Source organism: Streptomyces sp. cg36 (assembly GCF_041080675.1).
Classification (GTDB): domain Bacteria; phylum Actinomycetota; class Actinomycetes; order Streptomycetales; family Streptomycetaceae; genus Streptomyces.
Map to the genome: position 1 here is coordinate 2,865,032 of NZ_CP163520.1, position 18,014 is coordinate 2,883,045.

General features: G+C 73.6%; 17 protein-coding genes. 6 read left to right on the top strand and 11 right to left on the bottom strand.

Translation table 11 applies throughout. The features are described from left to right. Positions 1 to 28 precede the first annotated feature (28 nt). Positions 29 to 1,018, top strand: a complete 990-nt coding sequence (locus AB5J87_RS12630) for a hypothetical protein (RefSeq protein ID WP_369376577.1) — start codon at positions 29 to 31, stop codon at positions 1,016 to 1,018. Between the two features lie 300 nt (positions 1,019 to 1,318). Further along, positions 1,319 to 1,753 (top strand): ATP-binding protein, encoded by a 435-nt coding sequence (locus AB5J87_RS12635; protein WP_369376578.1) that lies wholly within the window; start codon positions 1,319 to 1,321, stop codon positions 1,751 to 1,753. A gap of 127 nt (positions 1,754 to 1,880) precedes the next feature. Here AB5J87_RS12635 and AB5J87_RS12640 read toward each other — a convergent pair whose 3' ends face one another. Together AB5J87_RS12640 and fdxA are read right to left on the bottom strand one after the other, a co-directional pair. Then, positions 1,881 to 2,975 (bottom strand): bifunctional succinyldiaminopimelate transaminase/glutamate-prephenate aminotransferase, encoded by a 1,095-nt coding sequence (locus AB5J87_RS12640; RefSeq protein WP_369376579.1) that lies wholly within the window; start codon positions 2,973 to 2,975, stop codon positions 1,881 to 1,883. Positions 2,976 to 3,079: 104 nt separating this feature from the next. After that, positions 3,080 to 3,415 carry a ferredoxin gene (gene fdxA / locus AB5J87_RS12645; RefSeq protein ID WP_190089991.1) on the bottom strand — a complete coding sequence of 112 codons (336 nt, stop codon included), beginning with the start codon at positions 3,413 to 3,415 and terminating at the stop codon, positions 3,080 to 3,082. A 141-nt stretch (positions 3,416 to 3,556) separates the two neighbouring features. Between fdxA and AB5J87_RS12650 the strand changes: the two genes are divergently transcribed. Then, positions 3,557 to 4,552, top strand: coding sequence for a GNAT family N-acetyltransferase (locus AB5J87_RS12650; RefSeq protein WP_369376580.1), 996 nt, complete (start codon positions 3,557 to 3,559; stop codon positions 4,550 to 4,552). A 44-nt stretch (positions 4,553 to 4,596) separates the two neighbouring features. After that, positions 4,597 to 5,442, top strand: a complete 846-nt coding sequence (locus AB5J87_RS12655; protein ID WP_369376581.1) for a tetratricopeptide repeat protein — start codon at positions 4,597 to 4,599, stop codon at positions 5,440 to 5,442. Between the two features lie 88 nt (positions 5,443 to 5,530). Here the strand turns inward: AB5J87_RS12655 and AB5J87_RS12660 are convergent, their stop codons facing one another. From AB5J87_RS12660 to AB5J87_RS12695, 8 genes are all read right to left on the bottom strand, one after another. Further along, positions 5,531 to 6,136 (bottom strand): response regulator, encoded by a 606-nt coding sequence (locus AB5J87_RS12660; protein ID WP_369376583.1) that lies wholly within the window; start codon positions 6,134 to 6,136, stop codon positions 5,531 to 5,533. A gap of 67 nt (positions 6,137 to 6,203) precedes the next feature. Beyond that, positions 6,204 to 7,376, bottom strand: coding sequence for a histidine kinase (locus AB5J87_RS12665; RefSeq protein WP_369383497.1), 1,173 nt, complete (start codon positions 7,374 to 7,376; stop codon positions 6,204 to 6,206). Positions 7,377 to 7,405: 29 nt separating this feature from the next. Next, complete coding sequence (locus AB5J87_RS12670) at positions 7,406 to 8,146, bottom strand: ABC transporter permease (protein ID WP_369376584.1); 741 nt, start codon at positions 8,144 to 8,146, stop codon at positions 7,406 to 7,408. Further along, positions 8,143 to 9,060 carry an ABC transporter ATP-binding protein gene (locus AB5J87_RS12675; RefSeq protein ID WP_369376586.1) on the bottom strand — a complete coding sequence of 306 codons (918 nt, stop codon included), beginning with the start codon at positions 9,058 to 9,060 and terminating at the stop codon, positions 8,143 to 8,145. Before AB5J87_RS12675 ends, AB5J87_RS12670 begins: the two co-directional genes overlap by 4 nt. A gap of 159 nt (positions 9,061 to 9,219) precedes the next feature. Further along, positions 9,220 to 11,325 carry a hypothetical protein gene (locus tag AB5J87_RS12680; protein ID WP_369376588.1) on the bottom strand — a complete coding sequence of 702 codons (2,106 nt, stop codon included), beginning with the start codon at positions 11,323 to 11,325 and terminating at the stop codon, positions 9,220 to 9,222. A 165-nt stretch (positions 11,326 to 11,490) separates the two neighbouring features. Beyond that, entirely contained in the window at positions 11,491 to 11,925 is a 435-nt protein-coding gene (locus AB5J87_RS12685) for a DUF6113 family protein (RefSeq protein ID WP_369376590.1), read from the bottom strand. Continuing rightward, complete coding sequence (mshB, locus tag AB5J87_RS12690; protein WP_369376592.1) at positions 11,925 to 12,812, bottom strand: N-acetyl-1-D-myo-inositol-2-amino-2-deoxy-alpha-D-glucopyranoside deacetylase; 888 nt, start codon at positions 12,810 to 12,812, stop codon at positions 11,925 to 11,927. Before mshB ends, AB5J87_RS12685 begins: the two co-directional genes overlap by 1 nt. Before the next feature lie 65 nt (positions 12,813 to 12,877). Further along, on the bottom strand, positions 12,878 to 13,072 hold the full coding sequence (locus AB5J87_RS12695; RefSeq protein WP_369376594.1) for a hypothetical protein: 195 nt from the start codon (positions 13,070 to 13,072) through the stop codon (positions 12,878 to 12,880). A 202-nt stretch (positions 13,073 to 13,274) separates the two neighbouring features. On the opposite strand from AB5J87_RS12695, the gene AB5J87_RS12700 reads away from it, so the two are divergent. Next, positions 13,275 to 15,407: a prolyl oligopeptidase family serine peptidase gene (locus AB5J87_RS12700; protein ID WP_369376595.1), complete on the top strand. Its 2,133-nt coding sequence runs from the start codon at positions 13,275 to 13,277 to the stop codon at positions 15,405 to 15,407. Positions 15,408 to 15,464: 57 nt separating this feature from the next. Here AB5J87_RS12700 and AB5J87_RS12705 read toward each other — a convergent pair whose 3' ends face one another. Then, positions 15,465 to 16,514 (bottom strand): hypothetical protein, encoded by a 1,050-nt coding sequence (locus AB5J87_RS12705; protein ID WP_369376597.1) that lies wholly within the window; start codon positions 16,512 to 16,514, stop codon positions 15,465 to 15,467. A 455-nt stretch (positions 16,515 to 16,969) separates the two neighbouring features. On the opposite strand from AB5J87_RS12705, the gene AB5J87_RS12710 reads away from it, so the two are divergent. Next, entirely contained in the window at positions 16,970 to 17,998 is a 1,029-nt protein-coding gene (locus tag AB5J87_RS12710; RefSeq protein WP_369383498.1) for an ABC transporter permease, read from the top strand. The last annotated feature ends 16 nt before the right edge of the window (positions 17,999 to 18,014 follow it).

The following is an 18,014-nucleotide window of genomic DNA, read 5'->3' on the forward strand; positions in this document are numbered from 1 at the left end:
CCGCCCTGCCCTCCAGTACGGTGTTCCCGTGTCCCAGCCCGACAGCCCCAACCGACCCGTGAGGCGCGGCCGCCTCTTCCGTTTCGTGGCCGCGGCCGTCGTTCTGCTCGCCGTCGCCGGATATCTGGTGGTGCAGTACGTGAGCGGTGGGCCGGGGGCGCCCAGATGCACGGTGGGCAGCGGGGACGACACCTTCGAGCTCAGCCCCGAGCAGGCCGAGAACGCGGCGACGATCTCCGCCGTCGGCACCTCGCGCGGGATGCCCGAGCGGGCGGTGACCATCGCGCTGGCCACCGCGCTCCAGGAGTCGGGCCTGCACAACATCACGCGCGGCGACCGCGACTCGGTCGGCCTCTTCCAGCAGCGGCCCTCGCAGGGCTGGGGGACGGTGGAGCAGATCATGGACCCGGTGTACTCGGCCGGGAAGTTCTACCAGCGCCTGGCGGAGGTGCCCGGGTACTCGCGGCTGCCGCTGACGGTGGCCGCGCAGAAGGTGCAGCGCAGCGGCTTCCCGCAGGCGTACGCCAAGCACGAGCCGGACGCGGCGCTGCTCACGGCCGCGCTCACCGGCCGCGCCCCCGCCTCGCTGACCTGCACGGTCGCCAAGGACGCGCATCCGGGCGACCCGGCGCGGGTGCGCGCCGAGCTGGCCCGCGCGTTCGGCGCGGGCGTGGCGCCGCAGCGCGGCGAGGGCCAGGAGGTCACCGTGCCGGTGCGCGCTCCCGCGCGGGCCGGGGCCGACGGCGGCGGCGCCGAGCGGCGCGGCTGGGAGCTGGCCCACTGGGCGGTCGCGCACGCGGCGGCGTTCCGGGTGGAGCAGGTCTCGTACGCCGGGCGGACCTGGCGTGTGGACGGCTCGCGCCGGGGCTGGCACACCGACGAGGGCACGGCGGCGGCCGGGAACACCGGTGCCGCGGACGGCACGGAGTCCGTGGACGGCACCGATTCCGCGGACGGCACGGAATCCCCCGGCGCCGGGTCCACGGCCGGCCAGGTGCGGATCACGCTCGCCGGATAGCCCGCAAAGGCGCCGCGACACCCGTTCGGACGGACACTCGCGCGGGGCAGAGATGGCTTGCGCGTACACCGTTTCGTTCAGCCACCCCCGAGGGCGTCCGAAGAATCGTCAATTCCCTTGAGAACAAAGGGATCCAGCGCCGTTCAGCCTATTGTCGCGGCGGATCATTTGCCCGTTTTTATCCGAAGCCGATAATGCGACGCATTGCCAACTCTTTACCTGGGCCCGCCGCAACCCCGACCGCACCCCGGGGTGTTGTCACAGCGTCCGAACGCCGTTCCTCCCGTCTCAAGGAGCATCATGTCCCTCCCCCTGACCCGCCGGATCGCCCGCGCCGCCCTGCTCATCGCGGCGGGCGCGGTTCCGGTGGTCGGCGCGGCCGGCGCGGCGAGCGCCGCGACCCCGGAGACCCCGAACCTGGGTGGCCTGACCGCGCTCGACGGCGCGAACCTCGGCAACACCGTGGACGGCGCCGCCCAGAAGGCCACCGGCCTGGCGGGTGACGCCGGCAGCAAGGCGGTCAAGCAGGCGGTCCCGGCCGCGGGCAAGACCGTCGGCAAGGCGGGCAAGACGGCCACCCCGGCCGCGCAGAAGGCGGCGGGCGACGCGGCGGGCAGCGCGGGCGGCCTCGTCGGCGAGACCGCCCAGTCGGCGGGCGGCCTGGGCGGGCTGCCGGGCGGCGGGCTGCCCGGGGGCGGGCTGCCCGGCGGCGGCCTGCCGGGCGGTCTCGTCTGAGTCGGCGCCCACGCGGCACGTACGGCCGAAGGGGCCCCGGGATCCTGTCCCCGGGGCCCCTTCCCGCGTTCTCGCGCGTGCGCGCCGACCGCACCCGTACGGGGGACGTGCCGTCCCCGCGCCGGGCTCAGCCCAGCCGCTTCACCGCCGCCTCGACGCGCTCGTCCGTCGCCGTGAAGGCGACCCGGACGAACCGCTCGCCCGCCTCGCCGTAGAAGTCGCCGGGCGCCACCAGGACGCCGAGCTCGGCGAGGTGCGCCACCGTCTCCCAGCAGCCCTCGTCGCGGGTCGCCCACAGGTAGAGGCTGGCCTCGCTGTGCTCGATCCGGAAGCCGTGCTTGACCAGGGCCTCGCGCAGGGCCGCGCGGCGGGCCGCGTAGCGCTCCCGCTGCTCCCGGACGTGGACGTCGTCGCCGAGCGCGGCCACCGTGGCCGCCTGGACGGGCGCGGCGGTCATCATGCCGCCGTGCTTGCGGATCTGGAGCAGCTCACCGAGGACGGCCTCGTCGCCCGCGACGAACGCGGCCCGGTAGCCCGCCAGGTTGGACCGCTTGGAGAGCGAGTGGACGGCCACGACGCCCTCGTAGGTGCCGCCGCAGACGTCCGGGTGCAGTACGGAGACGGGCTCGGCCTCCCAGCCCAGCTCCAGGTAGCACTCGTCCGAGAAGACCAGGACGCCGTGCTCGCGCGCCCAGGCCACGATCCGGACCAGCTCGTCCTTGGCGAGGACCCGGCCGGTGGGGTTGGACGGCGAGTTCAGCCACAGGAGCTTGAGCCCGGCCGGGTCCAGCTCGGTCGGGTCGTCGTAGACGACGGCCTCCGCGCCGCAGAGCCGGGCGCCCACCTCGTACGTCGGGTAGGCGAGCCGGGGGTAGGCGACCTTGTCGCCCGCGCCCAGGCCGAGCTGGGTCGGCAGCCAGGCCACCAGTTCCTTGGAGCCGACGACCGGCAGGACGTTGCGGTGGCCGACGCCGACCGCGCCGAGCCGTCGTGCGACCCAGCCGGTGAGCGCGTCGCGCAGCTCCGCGGTGCCCCACACCGTCGGATAGCCCGGCGAGTCCGCCGCCGCGACCAGCGCCCGCTGGATCAGCGCCGGGACCGGGTCGACCGGGGTGCCCACGGACAGGTCCACGATGCCGTCCGGGTGGGCCGCGGCCGTCGCCTTGTACGGCTCCAGCTTGTCCCAGGGGAAGACGGGCAGGCGTGCGGAGACTGCGCCCACGGAGGTGCTCACTTTCTCGTACCGGGTTCCGTACGGAGGAAACGCCCCGGCCCCGCAGGGCCGGTGGGCGCCGTACGGGACCGGGGGGACACGCGCTGTCGGTGTCAGTGCTCGCTGTCGGCGTTGATGTCGGCCGGGAGCGCGGTGATGAAGGGGTGGTCGCGCTCGATCAGGCCGAGCTTGGAGGCGCCACCGGGCGAACCGAGCTCGTCGAAGAACTCGACGTTCGCCTTGTAGTAGTCCTTCCACTCCTCCGGGGTGTCGTCCTCGTAGAAGATGGCCTCGACCGGGCAGACCGGCTCACAGGCACCACAGTCGACACATTCGTCCGGGTGGATGTAGAGGGACCGCTTGCCCTCATAGATGCAGTCGACCGGGCACTCTTCGATGCATGCCTTGTCCTTAAGGTCGACACAAGGCTCCGCAATGACGTAGGTCACGCTGTCGTTCCTCCTCGATAGGGCGCGGCGGGCCGGTCTGCGGCTCCGTCCACGTGGCGCGCGGGAGCGCGGCGTCGTCGATGCCCACACCTAGTATCTCCGTTCCGGGGCGCGATCCGAACAGGAGGGGCGAAGAGAGCTGTGGAGTTCACCACCGGCGGACGGTTGGTCGTCCGAATCACGCCTGCAGATACGGGCAAACGCGTATCAGTCAGACACTTGGCGGCGCCGGGAGAGCACGGCGCGAAGTTCACCGACACGGTCGGTGTTCTCACATCGTGGGACGGGGGGATGCTGGCGGTCGTCCGCCGCGACGGGGAGTCGGTCCGCATCCCCGAACGCGAGATGGTCGCGGGCAAGGTGATCCCCGCGGCGCCCGCCCGGCGGCGCGGCCCGGCCGCGACCTTCCGGGAGTTGGCGCTGGTCAGCGCGCGTTCCTGGGTGCCCGTGGAGAGCGAGGCGCTGGGCGGGTGGACGCTGCGCGCGGCGGGCGGCTTCACCCGCCGGGCCAATTCGGTGCTGCCGCTGGGCGACCCGGGACGGCCGCTGGAGGAGGCGCTGGCGTACGCGCGGCAGTGGTACGCGGCCCGTGGCCTTCCCACCTATGTGCAAGCCGCGACCGGCGCCGAGGGCACCCAGGAGGGGCTGTGCGCCGACCTTGAGCGGGATGGGTGGATTCGCGAAGTAAGCGCCCAACTGCGGATCGCCGCACTTGCCCCGATCGGGGACCTCGACGCGGATGTCTCACGGGTCGGACTCTCCCGTTCCGTCGGCCCCGGCTGGCTCGGCGCCTACCAGCGCACCGGCACGCCCGGACCCCAGGTGCTCAAGGTACTGGAGAGCGGCCCCTCGACCTGGTTCGCCACCGTGCCCGGCGAGGACGGCGCGCCCGCCGCGATCGGCCGGTGCGTGGTGGACGGGCGCTGGGCCGGGTTCGCGGCGGTCGAGGTGGACCCGGCGCACCGCCGCCGAGGGCTCGCCACGGCCGTGATGACCGCCCTGGCCCGCCGGGCGCTGGCCGAGGGGGCGTCGGCGGCATGGCTCCAGGTGGAGGCGGACAATGAGGGGGCGCGCGCCCTCTACGACGCCCAGGGGTTCGCCACGCACCACACGTACCACCACTTCCGGCACGGGTAGGACGCCCGGACTTTTCGATCTCCACCAACGGGTACGAGGCGGATATGGACCCCGAAAGCCCAGGCTCCGGCGCCGACGACTGGCGCCGGCAGTTCACCGAGGAGGCCCGCTCCGAGCGGCCGGACCTCGCCACGCTGTGCCTGCTGATCGGCGCGGTCGCCGACCCCGGGCTCGGCCGGTCCGGCCTGGACGAGGCCCAGATGGAGCTGGACCGGCTGGCCGGGCTGCTCCCGTACGGGGTCCGCGGCGCCGGTCCCTGGGCGCTGGCGCTGGCCGAACTGCTCGGCCGGGGCTGCGGCTTCCGGGGCAGCCCCGCCGAGTACCAGCGCCTGGCGGCCTCGCTGCTGCCCGAGGTGCTGCGGCGCCGCCGGGGCCTGCCGATCCTGCTCTCGGTGGTGTGGCTGGAGGTGGCCCGCCGGGCGGGCGCCCCGGTGTACGGGGTGGCCCTGCCCGGCCACTTCGTGGTGGGTCTGGGGGCGCCCGAGGAGCGGGTGTTCGCGGATCCGTTCGACGGGGGGCGTCCGCTGACCGGTGCGGACGCGGAGCTCCTCGTGGTCGGGTCGACCGGCGCCCCGCTGGACCCGTCGGTGCTCACCCCGGCGGACCCGCTGGCCATCGTGCTGCGCGTCCTCAACAACATCCGGGCCTGGGCGGCGGCCCGCCCGGAGCGCAGCGAGGTCGCCCTGTGGGCGCTGGACCTCTCCCTGCTGCTGCCCACCCACCCGGCCCGGCTGCGCTACGAGCGGGCCCAGCTCCTGGTCCAGCGCGGCGACTTCCTGACGGGCGCGGCCGAACTCGACCTGTACGCGGACGTGGTGGAGCCGGTGGAGCCGCGCACCGCCGAGACGATCCGGGGACGGGCCAGGGCGGCCCGGGCGATGCTGAACTGAGCGCCGGAGCGGCGGGCCCCGAACTCCGCGGCCGGGGCGTGCCCTTCGGATCCCGCCGGCGCCCCGGGCACGATCCGACGGAGGCGCCCTACAGCCAGCCCTTCTCGCGGGCGATGCCGACGGCCTCCGCCCGGTTGCGGGCGGCCAGCTTCTGGATGGCCATGGACAGGTAGTTGCGGACGGTGCCCTGGGAGAGCGAGAGGGTGCGGGCCAGCTCCGCGTTGGTGGCGCCGTTCGCCGCCGCCCGCAGCACGTCGCGCTCGCGGTCGGTCAGCGGGTTGGCGCCCTCGGCGAGCGCGGCGGCGGCCAGCGTGGGGTCGATGACCCGCTCCCCCGCCAGGACCTTGCGCACGGCGGCGGCCAGCTGGGCGGCCGGGGCGTCCTTGACCAGGAACGCGTCGGCGCCGGACTCCATCGCGCTGCGCAGATATCCGGGGCGGCCGAACGTCGTCAGGATCACGATCTTCAGCCGGGGCAGCTCCCGGTGCAGGGCCGCCGCCGCCTCGATGCCGGTCAGGCCGGGCATCTCGATGTCCAGGAGCGCCACGTCGACGTCGTGGGACCGGGCCGCCGCCAGCACCTCGTCACCGCGCGCGACCTGCGCGGCCACCTCGAAGTCCGGCTCAAGGCCGAGCAGCGCGGCGAGGGCCTCGCGGACCATGGACTGGTCTTCGGCCAGCAGGAGTCGGATCACGTTCGGGAGTTTAGGGCCTGCCTCCCGGCTCTCGCGGGGCGCGGGCGGGGCCGCGACGTGCGGGTTCTCAGCGGGCGTCCCGCTCCGCGGGGGCCGCGCTGCCCCGCTCCTGGGCCAGCGGGACGCGGGCGACGAGTGTGAAGCCCTTGCCGCAGCTCGTCTCGATGCCGCCGCCCACCTTGGCCAGCCGTTCCGCGAGCCCGGTCAGGCCGTTGCCGGGCGCCGGGGCGGACGGGCCGCCGCGGCCGTCGTCCTCGATCCGCAGCTCCACGAAGCGGCCGTCCAGGGTCTGCCGCTCGGTCAGGGTGATCAGGCACTTGCGGGCGGCGCTGTGGCGGACGACGTTGGTGGTGGCCTCGCGCACCACCCAGGCCAGCGCCTCCTCGGCGTCCGGGGGCGCGCCCGGCGGGAGTTCGGCGGCGGCGGGCAGGTCGGCGGCGACGCCCGCGGCGGTCAACGCGGTGCGGGCACCGGCAAGTTCCCCGGCCAGGGTGGCCCGGCGGTAGCCGCTGACCGCCGCCCGTACGTCGACCAGCGCCTGCCGGCTGACCTGCTCGATGTCGGCGACCTGCCGGGCCGCCTGTTCGGGCCGGTCGGGCAGCATCCGCCCGGCCAGCTCGCTCTTGAGCGTGATCAGGGAGAGCGAGTGGCCGAGCAGGTCGTGCAGATCGCGGGCGAGCCGCAGCCGCTCCTCGTTGGCGGCCAGCTGGGCCACGGTCGCCCGCGCCTCGCGCAGTTGGACCGTCGTCCGTACGAGATGGCGCACGCCCGTCATGGCGAAGCCGCCGAGCAGGGCCGGGATGGCCAGGCCCGGCAGGAAGTCGCCCCACTGGCCCCGGGTGGTGAGACCGGTCAGGGCCATCACGACCGTGACGCCCGGGATCGCCCAGCGGGCCAGTTCCAGCGGCAGCGCCGCCCCGCAGCCGACCGACACGTACACGAAGAGGACCAGCCAGGGCGAGTCCAGCGTCAGCGAGGTGACCACCGCGAGGCAGAACAGGAAGGCCACCATCGAGGAGACCGTGGCGCGGGCGAGGGGGCGGGCGGTGTGACGGAAGACCAGGGCCAGGTACACGCCGACGAACGCGGCCAGCGCGAGCCAGCCGAGCGCGGTCGCCCAGGCGGTGTGCTCCTCCTTGAGGAGGTCGGAGACCGGGGCCCCCAGGAACGCCAGCCAGATGCCGATCCACACGAGCTTGCGCATGGCTTCCTGGCGGTTCTCCGGCGGGCGGCCCGGCATGGGGCCCCGGTGTTCTTCCGTCACGCTCGTCACGCCTTCAGGGTGTCCTTCCGGTACAGCCAGGCCGCGCCGCCCGCGAAGAGCAGGAAGTAGACGGCGAGGACGGCCACGTCCGAGGCGCGCGGGGCGCTGCCCGCCTCGATGGCCTGCCCGAGCGCAGCGTACGCGTGGGTGGGCAGCCACTTGGCGATCGACTGCAGCCAGGGCGCGAAGGTCGTCGTGGGCATCCACAGGCCGCCGAGGATGGAGAGGCCGAAGTAGATGATCATCGTGATCGGGCGGACCGCGTCACCGCTGGCGAGGTAGCCGATGGCGACGCCGAGCGCGGCGAAGCAGAGCGAGCCCGCCCAGATGGCGCCGGTCAGCGCCAGCCACTGCCAGGCGTCGAACCGTACGTCCTTGACCGTGGCCGCGGTCAGGAAGACCACCACGATGCAGGGCAGGGTGACCACGGCGGCGCTGGCGATCTTCGCCAGGACGTAACCGCGGCCGGGCAGCGCGGTCAGCCGCAGCTGGCGCACCCAGCCCTTCTCGCGCTCCTTGGCGATCTTCTCGCTGTTGCCCATCAGGACGGCGGTGATCGCGCCGAACGAGGCCATCGAGACCATGAAGAAGGCGGGGAAGGTCAGATCGGTGCCGCCGACCCTGTCCGTGGTGTTCTGCGAGCCGGAGATCAGCAGGTAGAGCGCCGACGGGTAGATCACCGAGAAGAACATGAACTTCTTGTTGCGCAGGGTGCGCGCGATTTCGAGCTTGATCAGCGTGTTCATGCGGCCTTGGCCTCCTCGGCTTCGGTGATGGCGACGAAGGCCTGCTCCAGGCCGAGCCCGGCGACTTCGAGGTTGCGCGGGTAGAGGCCGAGCCCGTACAGCGCGTGGACGGTGGCGTCCGCGTCGGTGGACTGGATGCGGACCGTGCGGCCCGAGAGGTCGAGGGAGGCGAGGAACGGCAGCCCGCGCAGCGCGCCCTCGTCGATCGGGCCCTCCAGGTCGAACGCGATGCGGCGGGCGCCCGCCTTGGCCTTGATCTCGGCGGCGGTGCCGTCGGCCAGCAGCCGTCCCTTGTGCAGGACCAGGACGCGGTCGGCGATCGCGTCCGCCTCCTCCAGGTAGTGGGTGGCGAACAGGACCGTGCGGCCCTGCTGCGCCTGCTCGCGCATGGTCGCCCAGAACGCCTGGCGGGCCGTGACGTCCATGCCGGTGGTCGGCTCGTCCAGCACGATCAGGTCGTTGGCCCCGGCGGTCGCGAGCGCGAAGCGCACCCGCTGCTCCTGGCCGCCGGAGAGCTTGTTGACCAGGCGGTCGGCGATCTGGGTGATGCCCGCGCGGTCCAGGACCTCCTCGACCGGGTGCGGACGGGGGTGCAGGTCGCAGGCGAGCTTCACCAGCTCGCGGACCTTGACCTCCTCCATCAGCCCGCCGCTCTGCAGCATCGCGCCGACCCGGCCGTCCTTGATGGCCCTCTCGGGCGTGGTGCCGAAGAGGCGGACGGTGCCGGAGTCGGCGCCGCGCAGCCCCAGCAGCAGGTCCAGCGTGGAGGACTTGCCGGCGCCGTTGGGGCCGAGCAGCGCGACCGTCTCGCCGGGGTGGAGTGCCAGCGAGAGGTCCGCCACGGCGCGGACGTCCCCGTAGCTCTTGTTCACGTTCTCGAAGCTCACCACGGAGCCGGCGGTCGTTGTGGTCATGCGACCAGGTTCGCCCGCCGGGCCCCCGCGGCGGCAGTGCCGGGTGTCGTGAGTCCCGGATGACAGATGTCATGCGTACGGGATGACGGGCGCGTACGGGGACGCCGAAGCCCCCGCACGCGGGGCGCGTACGGGGGCGACGGGTGGTTGAACCGCTGGTCAGCTCGGGTTGAGGGAGATCGTCACGGTCCGCTCGGCCTTGGACTTGCCGCGCAGCGCACCCTGCATCGCCTTGGCCACGTCGTCGGCGGACAGCTGGTGCTTCTGGCCGTCGCCCTTGGTGATCATCACCCCGGCGAAGGTGCCGCCCATGAGGTCGTTGATCGCCTTCTTGTCGTAGACCTCGACCAGCTTCCCGTCGATCGCCTTCATGGAGAGGATCTTCGGCAGCGACCTGGCCGGACCGAAGTCGATCTTCCGGCCGCCCGCCTTGATGGTGATCAGACCGGACATCGCGGGCTCGGCGAACTCCTTCATCGCCCGGTCGATCTCGGCCTGGGCGACGGTGGGCTGGCGGCCGGTGACCGGCAGCTGCACCTCGTCCGGCTTCCCGGTCTGGACCTGCGTGCGGTACGCGTCCTTGACCGCGAGCATCGAGCGGTTGACGTCGAGGCTCTTGCCCGCCTTGCCCGGCACGGCCACCGCCTTGCCCGGGACGAACTTGATCGTGCCCTCGACCGCCGAGCCCGAGGCGCCCGCCAGATCCGTCAGCGCGACCCCCAGCTTCTCCTCGTCGACCGGGATGACCGGCTCGGCCACGCGCTTGCCGCCGAAGAGCGAGGAGATGACGGAGACCGGGTTGTAGTCGCTGCCCGCCGCGCCCCGCACGGTCGCCTGGCTGTCCAGGGTGAGACCGGCCTTGTCGGGGGCGAGCGACTCCTTCTTGCCGTCGACGGTCAGCCGCAGCGGCAGGGCAGCGCGCTTGCCGAGCGTGGCGTCCAGCTTGGCGACGGCCTGCTCCTTGCTGCCGCCGCCGATGTCGACGCCGAGGACCGTGGTGCCCTTGGGGACCTCGGAGTGGTTGAGCAGCAGCCCCGCGCCGTAGGCGACACCGGCCGCGGCGAACACCGCGACGCCGAGCAGGACCAGCTTGGAGCGGCCCTTCTTCTTGGCGGGCGCGGCGGTACGGGCGGGAGCCGCCGGGGCCTCGCGCTCGGGGGCGGCGGCCGGTCCGTCGGACATCCGCGGGGTGAGGTCGGGGCCCGCGCCCGGACCGCCGGGGAAGGGGGCCCGGTTCTCCGCGGGTACGACCGGGATGCCGCTGGTCAGCGTGTCGCCCGAGACATGGCCCGCGGGCGGCGCGGCGGCGCCCGCCCCCGCGCCCGGCACCGGGGCCTGCGGGGTGAGGATCGCGGTGTCGTCGGAGAGCCCGCCGGACAGCGGCGCGGCCGGGCCCGGCCGCATCCCGCGCTCGTCCATCAGCGGGGTGCCGTGGGCCGGGGTCGGGGCGGGTCCGCGCGTGTCCACGACCGGAACGCCGTGGCTGGGCGTGCCGCCGGGGCCGGGCGGCACGCCCGGGGTACCGGGCCGCTGCTGTCCGGTGCGGGCGCCGACCGGCCGGGTGGGCAGCGCGGCGGTGCCGGGGACGGGGCCGGTGGTGGGTCCGGCGGGACCGCCGCCGGAGACCGCGCGGCCCGAGCCGTTGGCGGCGGCGCCACCGGGGCCGCGGGCCGGGCCGGGGCCGAAGCCGCCGCCCTGGGGGGCGCCCGTCTCCGGGGCCGGGGCGTAGCCGTGGGCGGCCGGGGCGTCACCGTTCCCGGGCGCGAAGCCGTCTGCCCCCCGGCCGCCGGGGCGCGGGAAGGCGCCCGTGGTGGACGGGTCGGCGGGCGGCGCGCCCTGGGCACCGTCCGAGAAGTACGGAAGGGTCTGGCGCGGAGTACCGGCCGGCGGGGTCGGGGGCCCGGCCTTGCGGGGCGCGAACCAGTCGCTGGCCGGCTTCTCCTCGGCCGCGGGCGCGGCGGGCTCGGCGGGCCGCGGCACCTCGGGGGTCCGCTCGCGCTCGGCCTCTTCGGCGGACGCCTTGTCGGCGTCGCTCACCGGCGTTCTCATCACCACCGGCGGGATCGGCCGGGACCCGGGGATGTTGATCCGGATCCGCGTCGTCAGCGTGGTCTCGGTCTTCGGCTCGTCCGGCCCGGCGAGGGCGGCCTCCGGGGCGTCGTGGCCCGAAGAGCGCGGCGTCCCGTACGGCGGGGTACCCGACGGGTACGCGGCTCCGCCGCGCCCCTTGGGGCCGGAGGTCGAACTGTCAGTTTCACGACTCAAGGCAGGTTCTCTCCCGATCGGCTCCGCCACCCGCTCTTGTCTCGTGTGCCTGTGTGCGGGGGGCTCGGCGGCGCGCACCACCATACTGGCCGTCGCACGCGCGCACCGGACGGCCCGGGGAAGCGGGCCGCCACACCCAGTACTGCGCCGCCGGGACCGCGCACGTCACTTGCCAAGTCGGGCCGAATCCCCCACCGGTTGCGCGAGGTTGCCGACCGTGGCGCAGATCACAGCGGCGACCATGCCGCCGAGCAGGAAGACGTAACTGCCGATCCCCGCGCCGAACACGAAGTCGCCCTCGGGGCGGGTGGCGGTGAGGAACAGCACCGCCACCAGCCAGCCCGCGCCCGAGGCACCGACCCCGCCGCGGCTGCCCGTCAGGGCCGTACCGGTCCAGAAGAGCCCGGCCGCCGCGGCCAGCGAGAGCAGCAATCCGCCGGGGAACCAGGCGGCTTGGACGAGCGCGCCCGCGGCCCCGGTGAGCGCGCCGAGCACGAACAGGGCGGCGAAGGCGGCGATCCGCCCGGGGCGGGCGCCCGCCGTACGGCCGTTGACGCCGGTCCGGCCGGGCGGGACGGAGGTACGGGACGATCCGCTCATCAGGCGTCCACTCCGGCGAACAGGTCGTGCTCGCGCTCCCCGGCCGGTGCGCCGGATTCGCCGTCGACCAACTCGTAGTACTCGACGGAGAAGAGCGGCTGGCCCAGGTCGTTGGAGAGCGCGAAGAACGGTCCGTCGACGGCGATCTGGCTGAGGTGGGCGCGCATCGCGGCGGCCTTGGCCACGGCGAAGTCCGCGCCGTCGATCTCGGCGGTGATCCGCTCGTCGTCGACCACGCCCGGGATGTCGCCGACCTCGGCGATGCCGGGGAAGGAGACCCCGGAGGCGCGCAGCCGGGCGAACCCGGCCTCGGCGGCCGAGCGCGGCACCCGGTTCCAGTACAGCTTGGCGATGGCGTGCGGCTCCCCCAGGTCGGGGCGGTAGCCGGGCTCGGCGGCGAGCTCCGCCGCGCGCATCGCCACCCGGTGGGCCTGGATGTGGTCGGGGTGGCCGTAGCCGCCGTTGGAGTCGTAGGTCACCAGGACCTGCGGGCGGACCTCGCGGACGACCTCGACCAGGTGGGGCGCGGCGTCGTCGACGTCGGTGTTCCAGAACGCGCCCGCGCGGTGGTTCTGCGCCACGCCCATCATCCCGGAGTCGCGGAAGCGGCCGGGGCCGCCGAGGAAGCGGTGGTCGGTGACCCCGAGCTCCTTCATCGCGGCGGCGAGCTCCCCCACGCGGTGGGCGCCGAGCCGGTCGTCCCGGTCGGCGGCCAGGTGCGCGAGGTCCGGCGGGATGACCTCGCCCTCCTCGCCCAGGGTGCAGGTCACCAGCGTGACCAGGGCGCCTTCGGCGGCGTAGCGGGCCATGGTGGCGCCGTTGTTGATCGACTCGTCGTCGGGGTGCGCGTGCACCAGCAGCAGCCGCCGGGCGGGGAGATCCGTCATGGGGACAGCCTACGAGGCATGCCGCGCGGCGGCATGCCTCGGATCCCCCGGCCGGACCGGCCGGGTCAGAACTTGATGTCGCTGATCATGCCCGCGACGTTGTTGGTGAGGTCGTTGATGGTGGGCGCCATGGACGAACTGGCGAGGTAGAACCCGAGCAGGGTGCAGACCACCGCGTGTCCGGCTTTCAGCCCGGACTTCCTGACCAGCAGGAAGACGATGATCGCCAGCAGCACCACCGCCGAAATCGAGAGTGCCACGGCGGTTCACCTCCATCTGTCGGTCGGGCAGGGCCAGTCGGTCGGGCAGAGCAGCGTGCCTGGGGGCATGCAGATGTCATACCCACCCCCCACTATGGATCATAACTATCCAGCAGAACGCATTGATCGGTGCACGGGCGCACAAGGGGCGCACACCCGCCACGAACGGGCGGGCGAAGACCCCTGCCGCTAGGTTCGCCCCATGACCTCAAATGCCCCTGGGGAGCCCTCGTTTCCCCGTCAGTACGCCAGGACACAGCGGTACACGTTCGGTGCGCCCCGCGCCTTCTCGGTCGCGCCCGACGGCAGCAGGGTGGTCTTTCTGAGGTCCCCGGAGGGTACGGATCCGGCCAATGCGCTCTGGGTCCTCGACCTCGCCGACGGCGCCGCCGAAGAGCGGCTCGCGGCCGACCCGCGCGCGCTGCTCGACGGCGGCGCGGAGGAGCTCTCCGAGCAGGAGCGGGTCCGGCGCGAGCGCAGCCGCGAGGGGGCCGCCGGGATCGTCGGCTATGCCACCGACGCGGCCGTGGAGCTGGCCGCCTTCACCCTGTCGGGGCGGCTCTTCACCGCCGAGCTGCGGGCCGGGACCACCCGTGAACTGGCCGTGCCGGGGCCGGTGATCGACCCCCGGCCCTCCCCCGACGGCCGCCGCGTCGCCTATGTCTCGGGGGGCGCGCTGCGGGTGACCGGGGCCGGCGGCGAGGCCGACCGGGCGCTGGCCGAGCCGGAGTCGCCCGAGGTGACCTACGGCCTGGCGGAGTTCATCGCGGCCGAGGAGATGGACCGCTCGCGCGGTCACTGGTGGTCGCCGGACGGCGAGAAGCTGCTGGTGGCGCGGGTCGACGAGAGCCCGGTGCGGCGCTGGTGGATCTCCGACCCGGCCAACCCGGACCGCGAGCCGCAGCGCGTCGCCTATCCGGCGGCGGGCACCGCCAACGCCGAGGTGCGGCTCTTCCTCTACGGGCTCGACGGGTCCCGCACCGAGGTGGTCTGGGACCGGGCGCGCCACCCCTATCTGGCGCGGGTGCACTGGTCGGCGGCGGGCGCCCCGCTGCTGCTCGTCCAGGCCAGGGACCAGCGGCTGCAGACGTGCCTCACGGTGGACCCGGGGTCGGGGGCGACCCGTACGGTCCATGTCGACGAGGACGATATTTGGCTCGATCTTTTCCCCGGCGTTCCGGCGTGGGCACCGGACGGACGGCTGGTGCGGATCGCCGACGAGGGCGGGGCGCGCGTACTGGCGGTGGGCGACCGTCCGCTGACCGGGGACCAGTTGCAGATCCGGGCCGTGCTCGACATCGGAGCGGACGATGTACTGGTGTCCGCGTCGGCGGGCGAGGCGTCCCGTGCACCCGAAACCGGCGAGATCCATGTGTACCGGGTCAATGAGCTGGGTATCGAGCGGGTTTCGGAGGGTGCCGGGGTGCACTCGGCGGCCCGGGGCGGACCGGTGACGGTACTCACTTCGGCCCGTTCCGACAGCCCTGGCACCACGGTCCGGGTGGAGCGGGACGGCAAGCAGGTCGCCACGATCGCCTCGTACGCGCACACCCCCGTGCTCACCGCCCGGGTGCGGCTGACCGAGGGAGGCGCGCGCCGCATCCCGTGCGCCGTGCTGCTCCCCGCCGGGTACTCGGAATCCGACGGTCCGCTCCCGGTCCTGATGGACCCCTACGGCGGCCCCCACGGCCCCCGGGTCCTCGCCGCCCACAACGCCCACCTCACCTCCCAGTGGTTCGCCGACCAGGGGTTCGCGGTGGTCGTGGCCGACGGGCGGGGCGCCCCCGGCCGCTCCCCCGGCTGGGAGAAGGCGATCCGGGACGACCTCACGCTCACCCTCGACGACCAGGTCGAGGCGCTGCACGCGCTGGCCGGGCGCTTCCCGCTGGACCTGGGCCGGGTGGCGATGCGCGGCTGGTCCTTCGGCGGCTACCTCTCGGCGCTCGCGGTGCTGCGCCGCCCCGACGTCTTCCACGCCGGGATCGCCGGGGCCCCGGTGACCGACTGGCGGCTCTACGACACCCACTACACCGAGCGCTATCTGGGCGACCCGGGGAGCGGCCCCGCGGTGTACGAGGCGAACTCGCTGGTCTGCGACGCCGGGCTGGTCCAACCGGCCGCCGCGCACCGGCCGTTGATGATCATCCACGGGCTCGCCGACGACAACGTGGTGGCCGCGCACACCCTGCGGCTCTCCTCGGCGCTGCTCGCCGCCGGGCGCCCGCACGAGGTGCTGCCGCTCACCGGTGTCACCCACATGACCCCGCAGGAGGAGGTGGCGGAGAACCTGCTGCTGCTCCAAGTGGACTTCCTGAAGCGGTCGTTGGGAATCTGAGCCCGGACCCGCCACCCCGCCGCCCTCCTTCCCCGCGCCCGGCGCCCGGCCCGCCGCTCACCACCCGGGCGGCGGGGAGGACGGCGGCGGGGGCGGGCCGAACCCCGGGGGCGGCGGGCCGAAGCCGCCCGGGCGACCGTCCTGCGGGGGATACGGCGGCCACTGCCCCGGCGGCAGCCCCGTCCCGGCCGCGTCCGCCGGGTCCACGGGCCCGCGCCGCGCGAGCACCGGGAGCAGCGCGAGCCCGGCGGCCAGTTGGAAGATCCAGGTCACCACGGTGAGCTGATCGCTGGTGGACAGGTCCCCGTAGTGGTCGAAGAGCTCGAAGCGGACGGCCAGGGTGAGGCCGGTCAGACCCGACGCGGTGAAGAAGGCGGCCCCGATCAGCCCCAGCGGCCGGGCGAAGACGGCCCGCGCCGCTCCCCCGCCCGCGGCCGTCAGCGCGACCACCGCGACCACGGCGGTCGTCCACCCGGCGGGCAGCCAGAGCAGCGGCAGCCCGTCGCCGCTGAACCGCCGCCGGTAGACCGCCCCGGGCAACCGGTCCGCCCAGTACACCTCCCAGGCGACCGCCACCGCCGCCGCGGCGCCCAGCAGCACGCACGCGGCGATCCCGGCGCCGGCGCCCGGCCGGACCGGACCGGGCGGGGCCCCGGCGTCGCGCGGGCCGCGTCCGGCGGCGGCCGTGATCACCAGCGCCAGTCCGGCGGCGAGCGCGGCGAAGGTGCTGAGCACCGCCCGCCGGTGCAGATCGTGCAGGGCGGTGGAGTCGGTCCAGTGGTCGTGCAGCACCCACAGCGAGGAGACGCGCAGCGCGGCGGTTACCGCTCCGACGCAGACGAGGACGGCGGCGGCCACCGGCGAGCGGGGCACCACCACGGCGGCGACGGCATAGACCAGGAGCAGCACGAGATCGGCGAAACCGGTGGTCAGCGGGGCGGAGCCGCGGTGCTTGGGGGCGCCGGTCCAGAACCACCACAGGTCGGCGAGGCCGTCGGCGGCATGGATGTCCCGGGCGATCCAGGCGGCCGTGAGCAGCGCGAGGAACACGCAGAGCAGGGCCCCGGTCAGCCGCGCCCCGCCCATGAGTGCCTGTGGCTGCCGCATACCCCTTGCCGTCCCCCCGGTTGGCCTGGCGAGCGCACGCTCGGCGGCATCCTCCACCCGGGGTGCGGGGCTGGACAAGAGGGGTGCGAGACCCGTGCGGGGCGGCGGCGGCCGGCCGGGGCGCCCTGGGGCCCCCGGCCGGCCTACGGCACCCGCACGGCCGTACGGTGTTCAGCGTGGCGCGTTCGTATATCGGAGTTGCGTCAGTCAAGTTGCCTGCTTGTTAACGAAATTGATGGGCATTTATGGAGCCATGTCGCCCGCTCCGCAGCCTTGTCAAGCACGTGGTCGCCTCAATGTGCGAAATCTTGTGCCAAGTTCTCCCGTGATCACACACAAGCATGCTCAAACCTCTTGACGCACAAGGCCGGGCGCATGAGTGTTCCGCTCAATCAATGACGCCTGCGGGCGCTGTTCGTCTCTCTTCGACTCTCTCGGTGCGGGGGCTGTGTGCGATGACGAGTTCAACCCAGGCCGCCACTGAACCAACTGATCCCCTGCCGCCCGGCGGGGATTCCGGAACGGGCACGGGACTGACGGCGACCGAACTCATCGGACGTTCTCCCGGCCGTCTCGCATGGGCGCGGTTCAAACGCGACCGGGTGGGAATCGCCTGTGCCGTCACCGTGCTCGCCTTCATTCTCGTCGCTTTCGCGGCGCCCTTGATCGCGAAGCTGTACGGGAAAGATCCTTATCAGCTGTACGGGCAGGACCGCGGCCTGCTGAACAGCTACGGCATCCCGCTGAAGCCCAACGGCGGCGTCGACGGCGACTTCTGGTTCGGCGTCGAACCCAACCTGGGCCGCGACGTCTTCACGCTGTTGATCTACGGCATCCGGACCTCGCTGTTCATCTCCCTGGCCGTCACCGTGGTCTCGGTGGCCACCGGGGTGCTGATCGGCCTGGTCCAGGGCTATATGCACGGGAAGGTCGACTACTTCCTGGGCCGGTTCTCGGACCTGATGCTGTCGTTCCCGCAGCAGCTGTTCTTCATCGCCTTCACCCCGGTGATCGTCGCGCTGTTCGTCTCGCCGCGCGACGAGGAGCCGACCTATGTGCGGATCGTGGCGCTGATCCTGGTGCAGTTCCTGCTCGGATGGATGGTGGTGGGCCGGCTGGTGCGGGCCCAGGTGCTCTCGCTGCGCGAACGCGAATTCATCGAGGCGGCCCGGCTCAGCGGCGCCTCGAACTGGCGGATCATCCGGAAAGAGATCTTGCCGAACATCTGGTCGACCGTCCTCGTCCAGGCCACACTCCTCCTTCCGGCCAATGTCACGGCGGAGGCGGGACTTTCCTTTCTCGGCGTCGGAATCCAGCCGCCGACCCCGGACTGGGGACTGCTTTTCCAGTCGGGTGCGTCGTACTTCGAGTCCGACGTCACCTTCATGTTCTTCCCCGGCATCGCGATGCTGATCTTCGTCGTCGCCTTCAACCTGCTCGGGGATTCGGTCCGGGACGCACTCGACCCCAAGACCGTCCGCTGAACCGTCCACATCCTGA

Excerpts from the sequence above, each read along its gene's own strand:
- AB5J87_RS12635 (WP_369376578.1), top strand. The coding sequence starts at position 1,319 with ATGTCCCTCCCCCTGACCCGCCGGATCGCCCGCGCCGCCCTGCTCATC.
- AB5J87_RS12655 (WP_369376581.1), top strand. The coding sequence starts at position 4,597 with ATGGACCCCGAAAGCCCAGGCTCCGGCGCCGACGACTGGCGCCGGCAG.
- AB5J87_RS12665 (WP_369383497.1), bottom strand. The coding sequence starts at position 7,376 with ATGCCGGGCCGCCCGCCGGAGAACCGCCAGGAAGCCATGCGCAAGCTC.
- AB5J87_RS12670 (WP_369376584.1), bottom strand. The coding sequence starts at position 8,146 with ATGAACACGCTGATCAAGCTCGAAATCGCGCGCACCCTGCGCAACAAG.
- AB5J87_RS12675 (WP_369376586.1), bottom strand. The coding sequence starts at position 9,060 with ATGACCACAACGACCGCCGGCTCCGTGGTGAGCTTCGAGAACGTGAAC.
- AB5J87_RS12685 (WP_369376590.1), bottom strand. The coding sequence starts at position 11,925 with ATGAGCGGATCGTCCCGTACCTCCGTCCCGCCCGGCCGGACCGGCGTC.
- mshB (WP_369376592.1), bottom strand. The coding sequence starts at position 12,812 with ATGACGGATCTCCCCGCCCGGCGGCTGCTGCTGGTGCACGCGCACCCC.
- AB5J87_RS12700 (WP_369376595.1), top strand. The coding sequence starts at position 13,275 with ATGACCTCAAATGCCCCTGGGGAGCCCTCGTTTCCCCGTCAGTACGCC.
- AB5J87_RS12705 (WP_369376597.1), bottom strand. The coding sequence starts at position 16,514 with ATGCGGCAGCCACAGGCACTCATGGGCGGGGCGCGGCTGACCGGGGCC.
- AB5J87_RS12710 (WP_369383498.1), top strand. The coding sequence starts at position 16,970 with ATGACGAGTTCAACCCAGGCCGCCACTGAACCAACTGATCCCCTGCCG.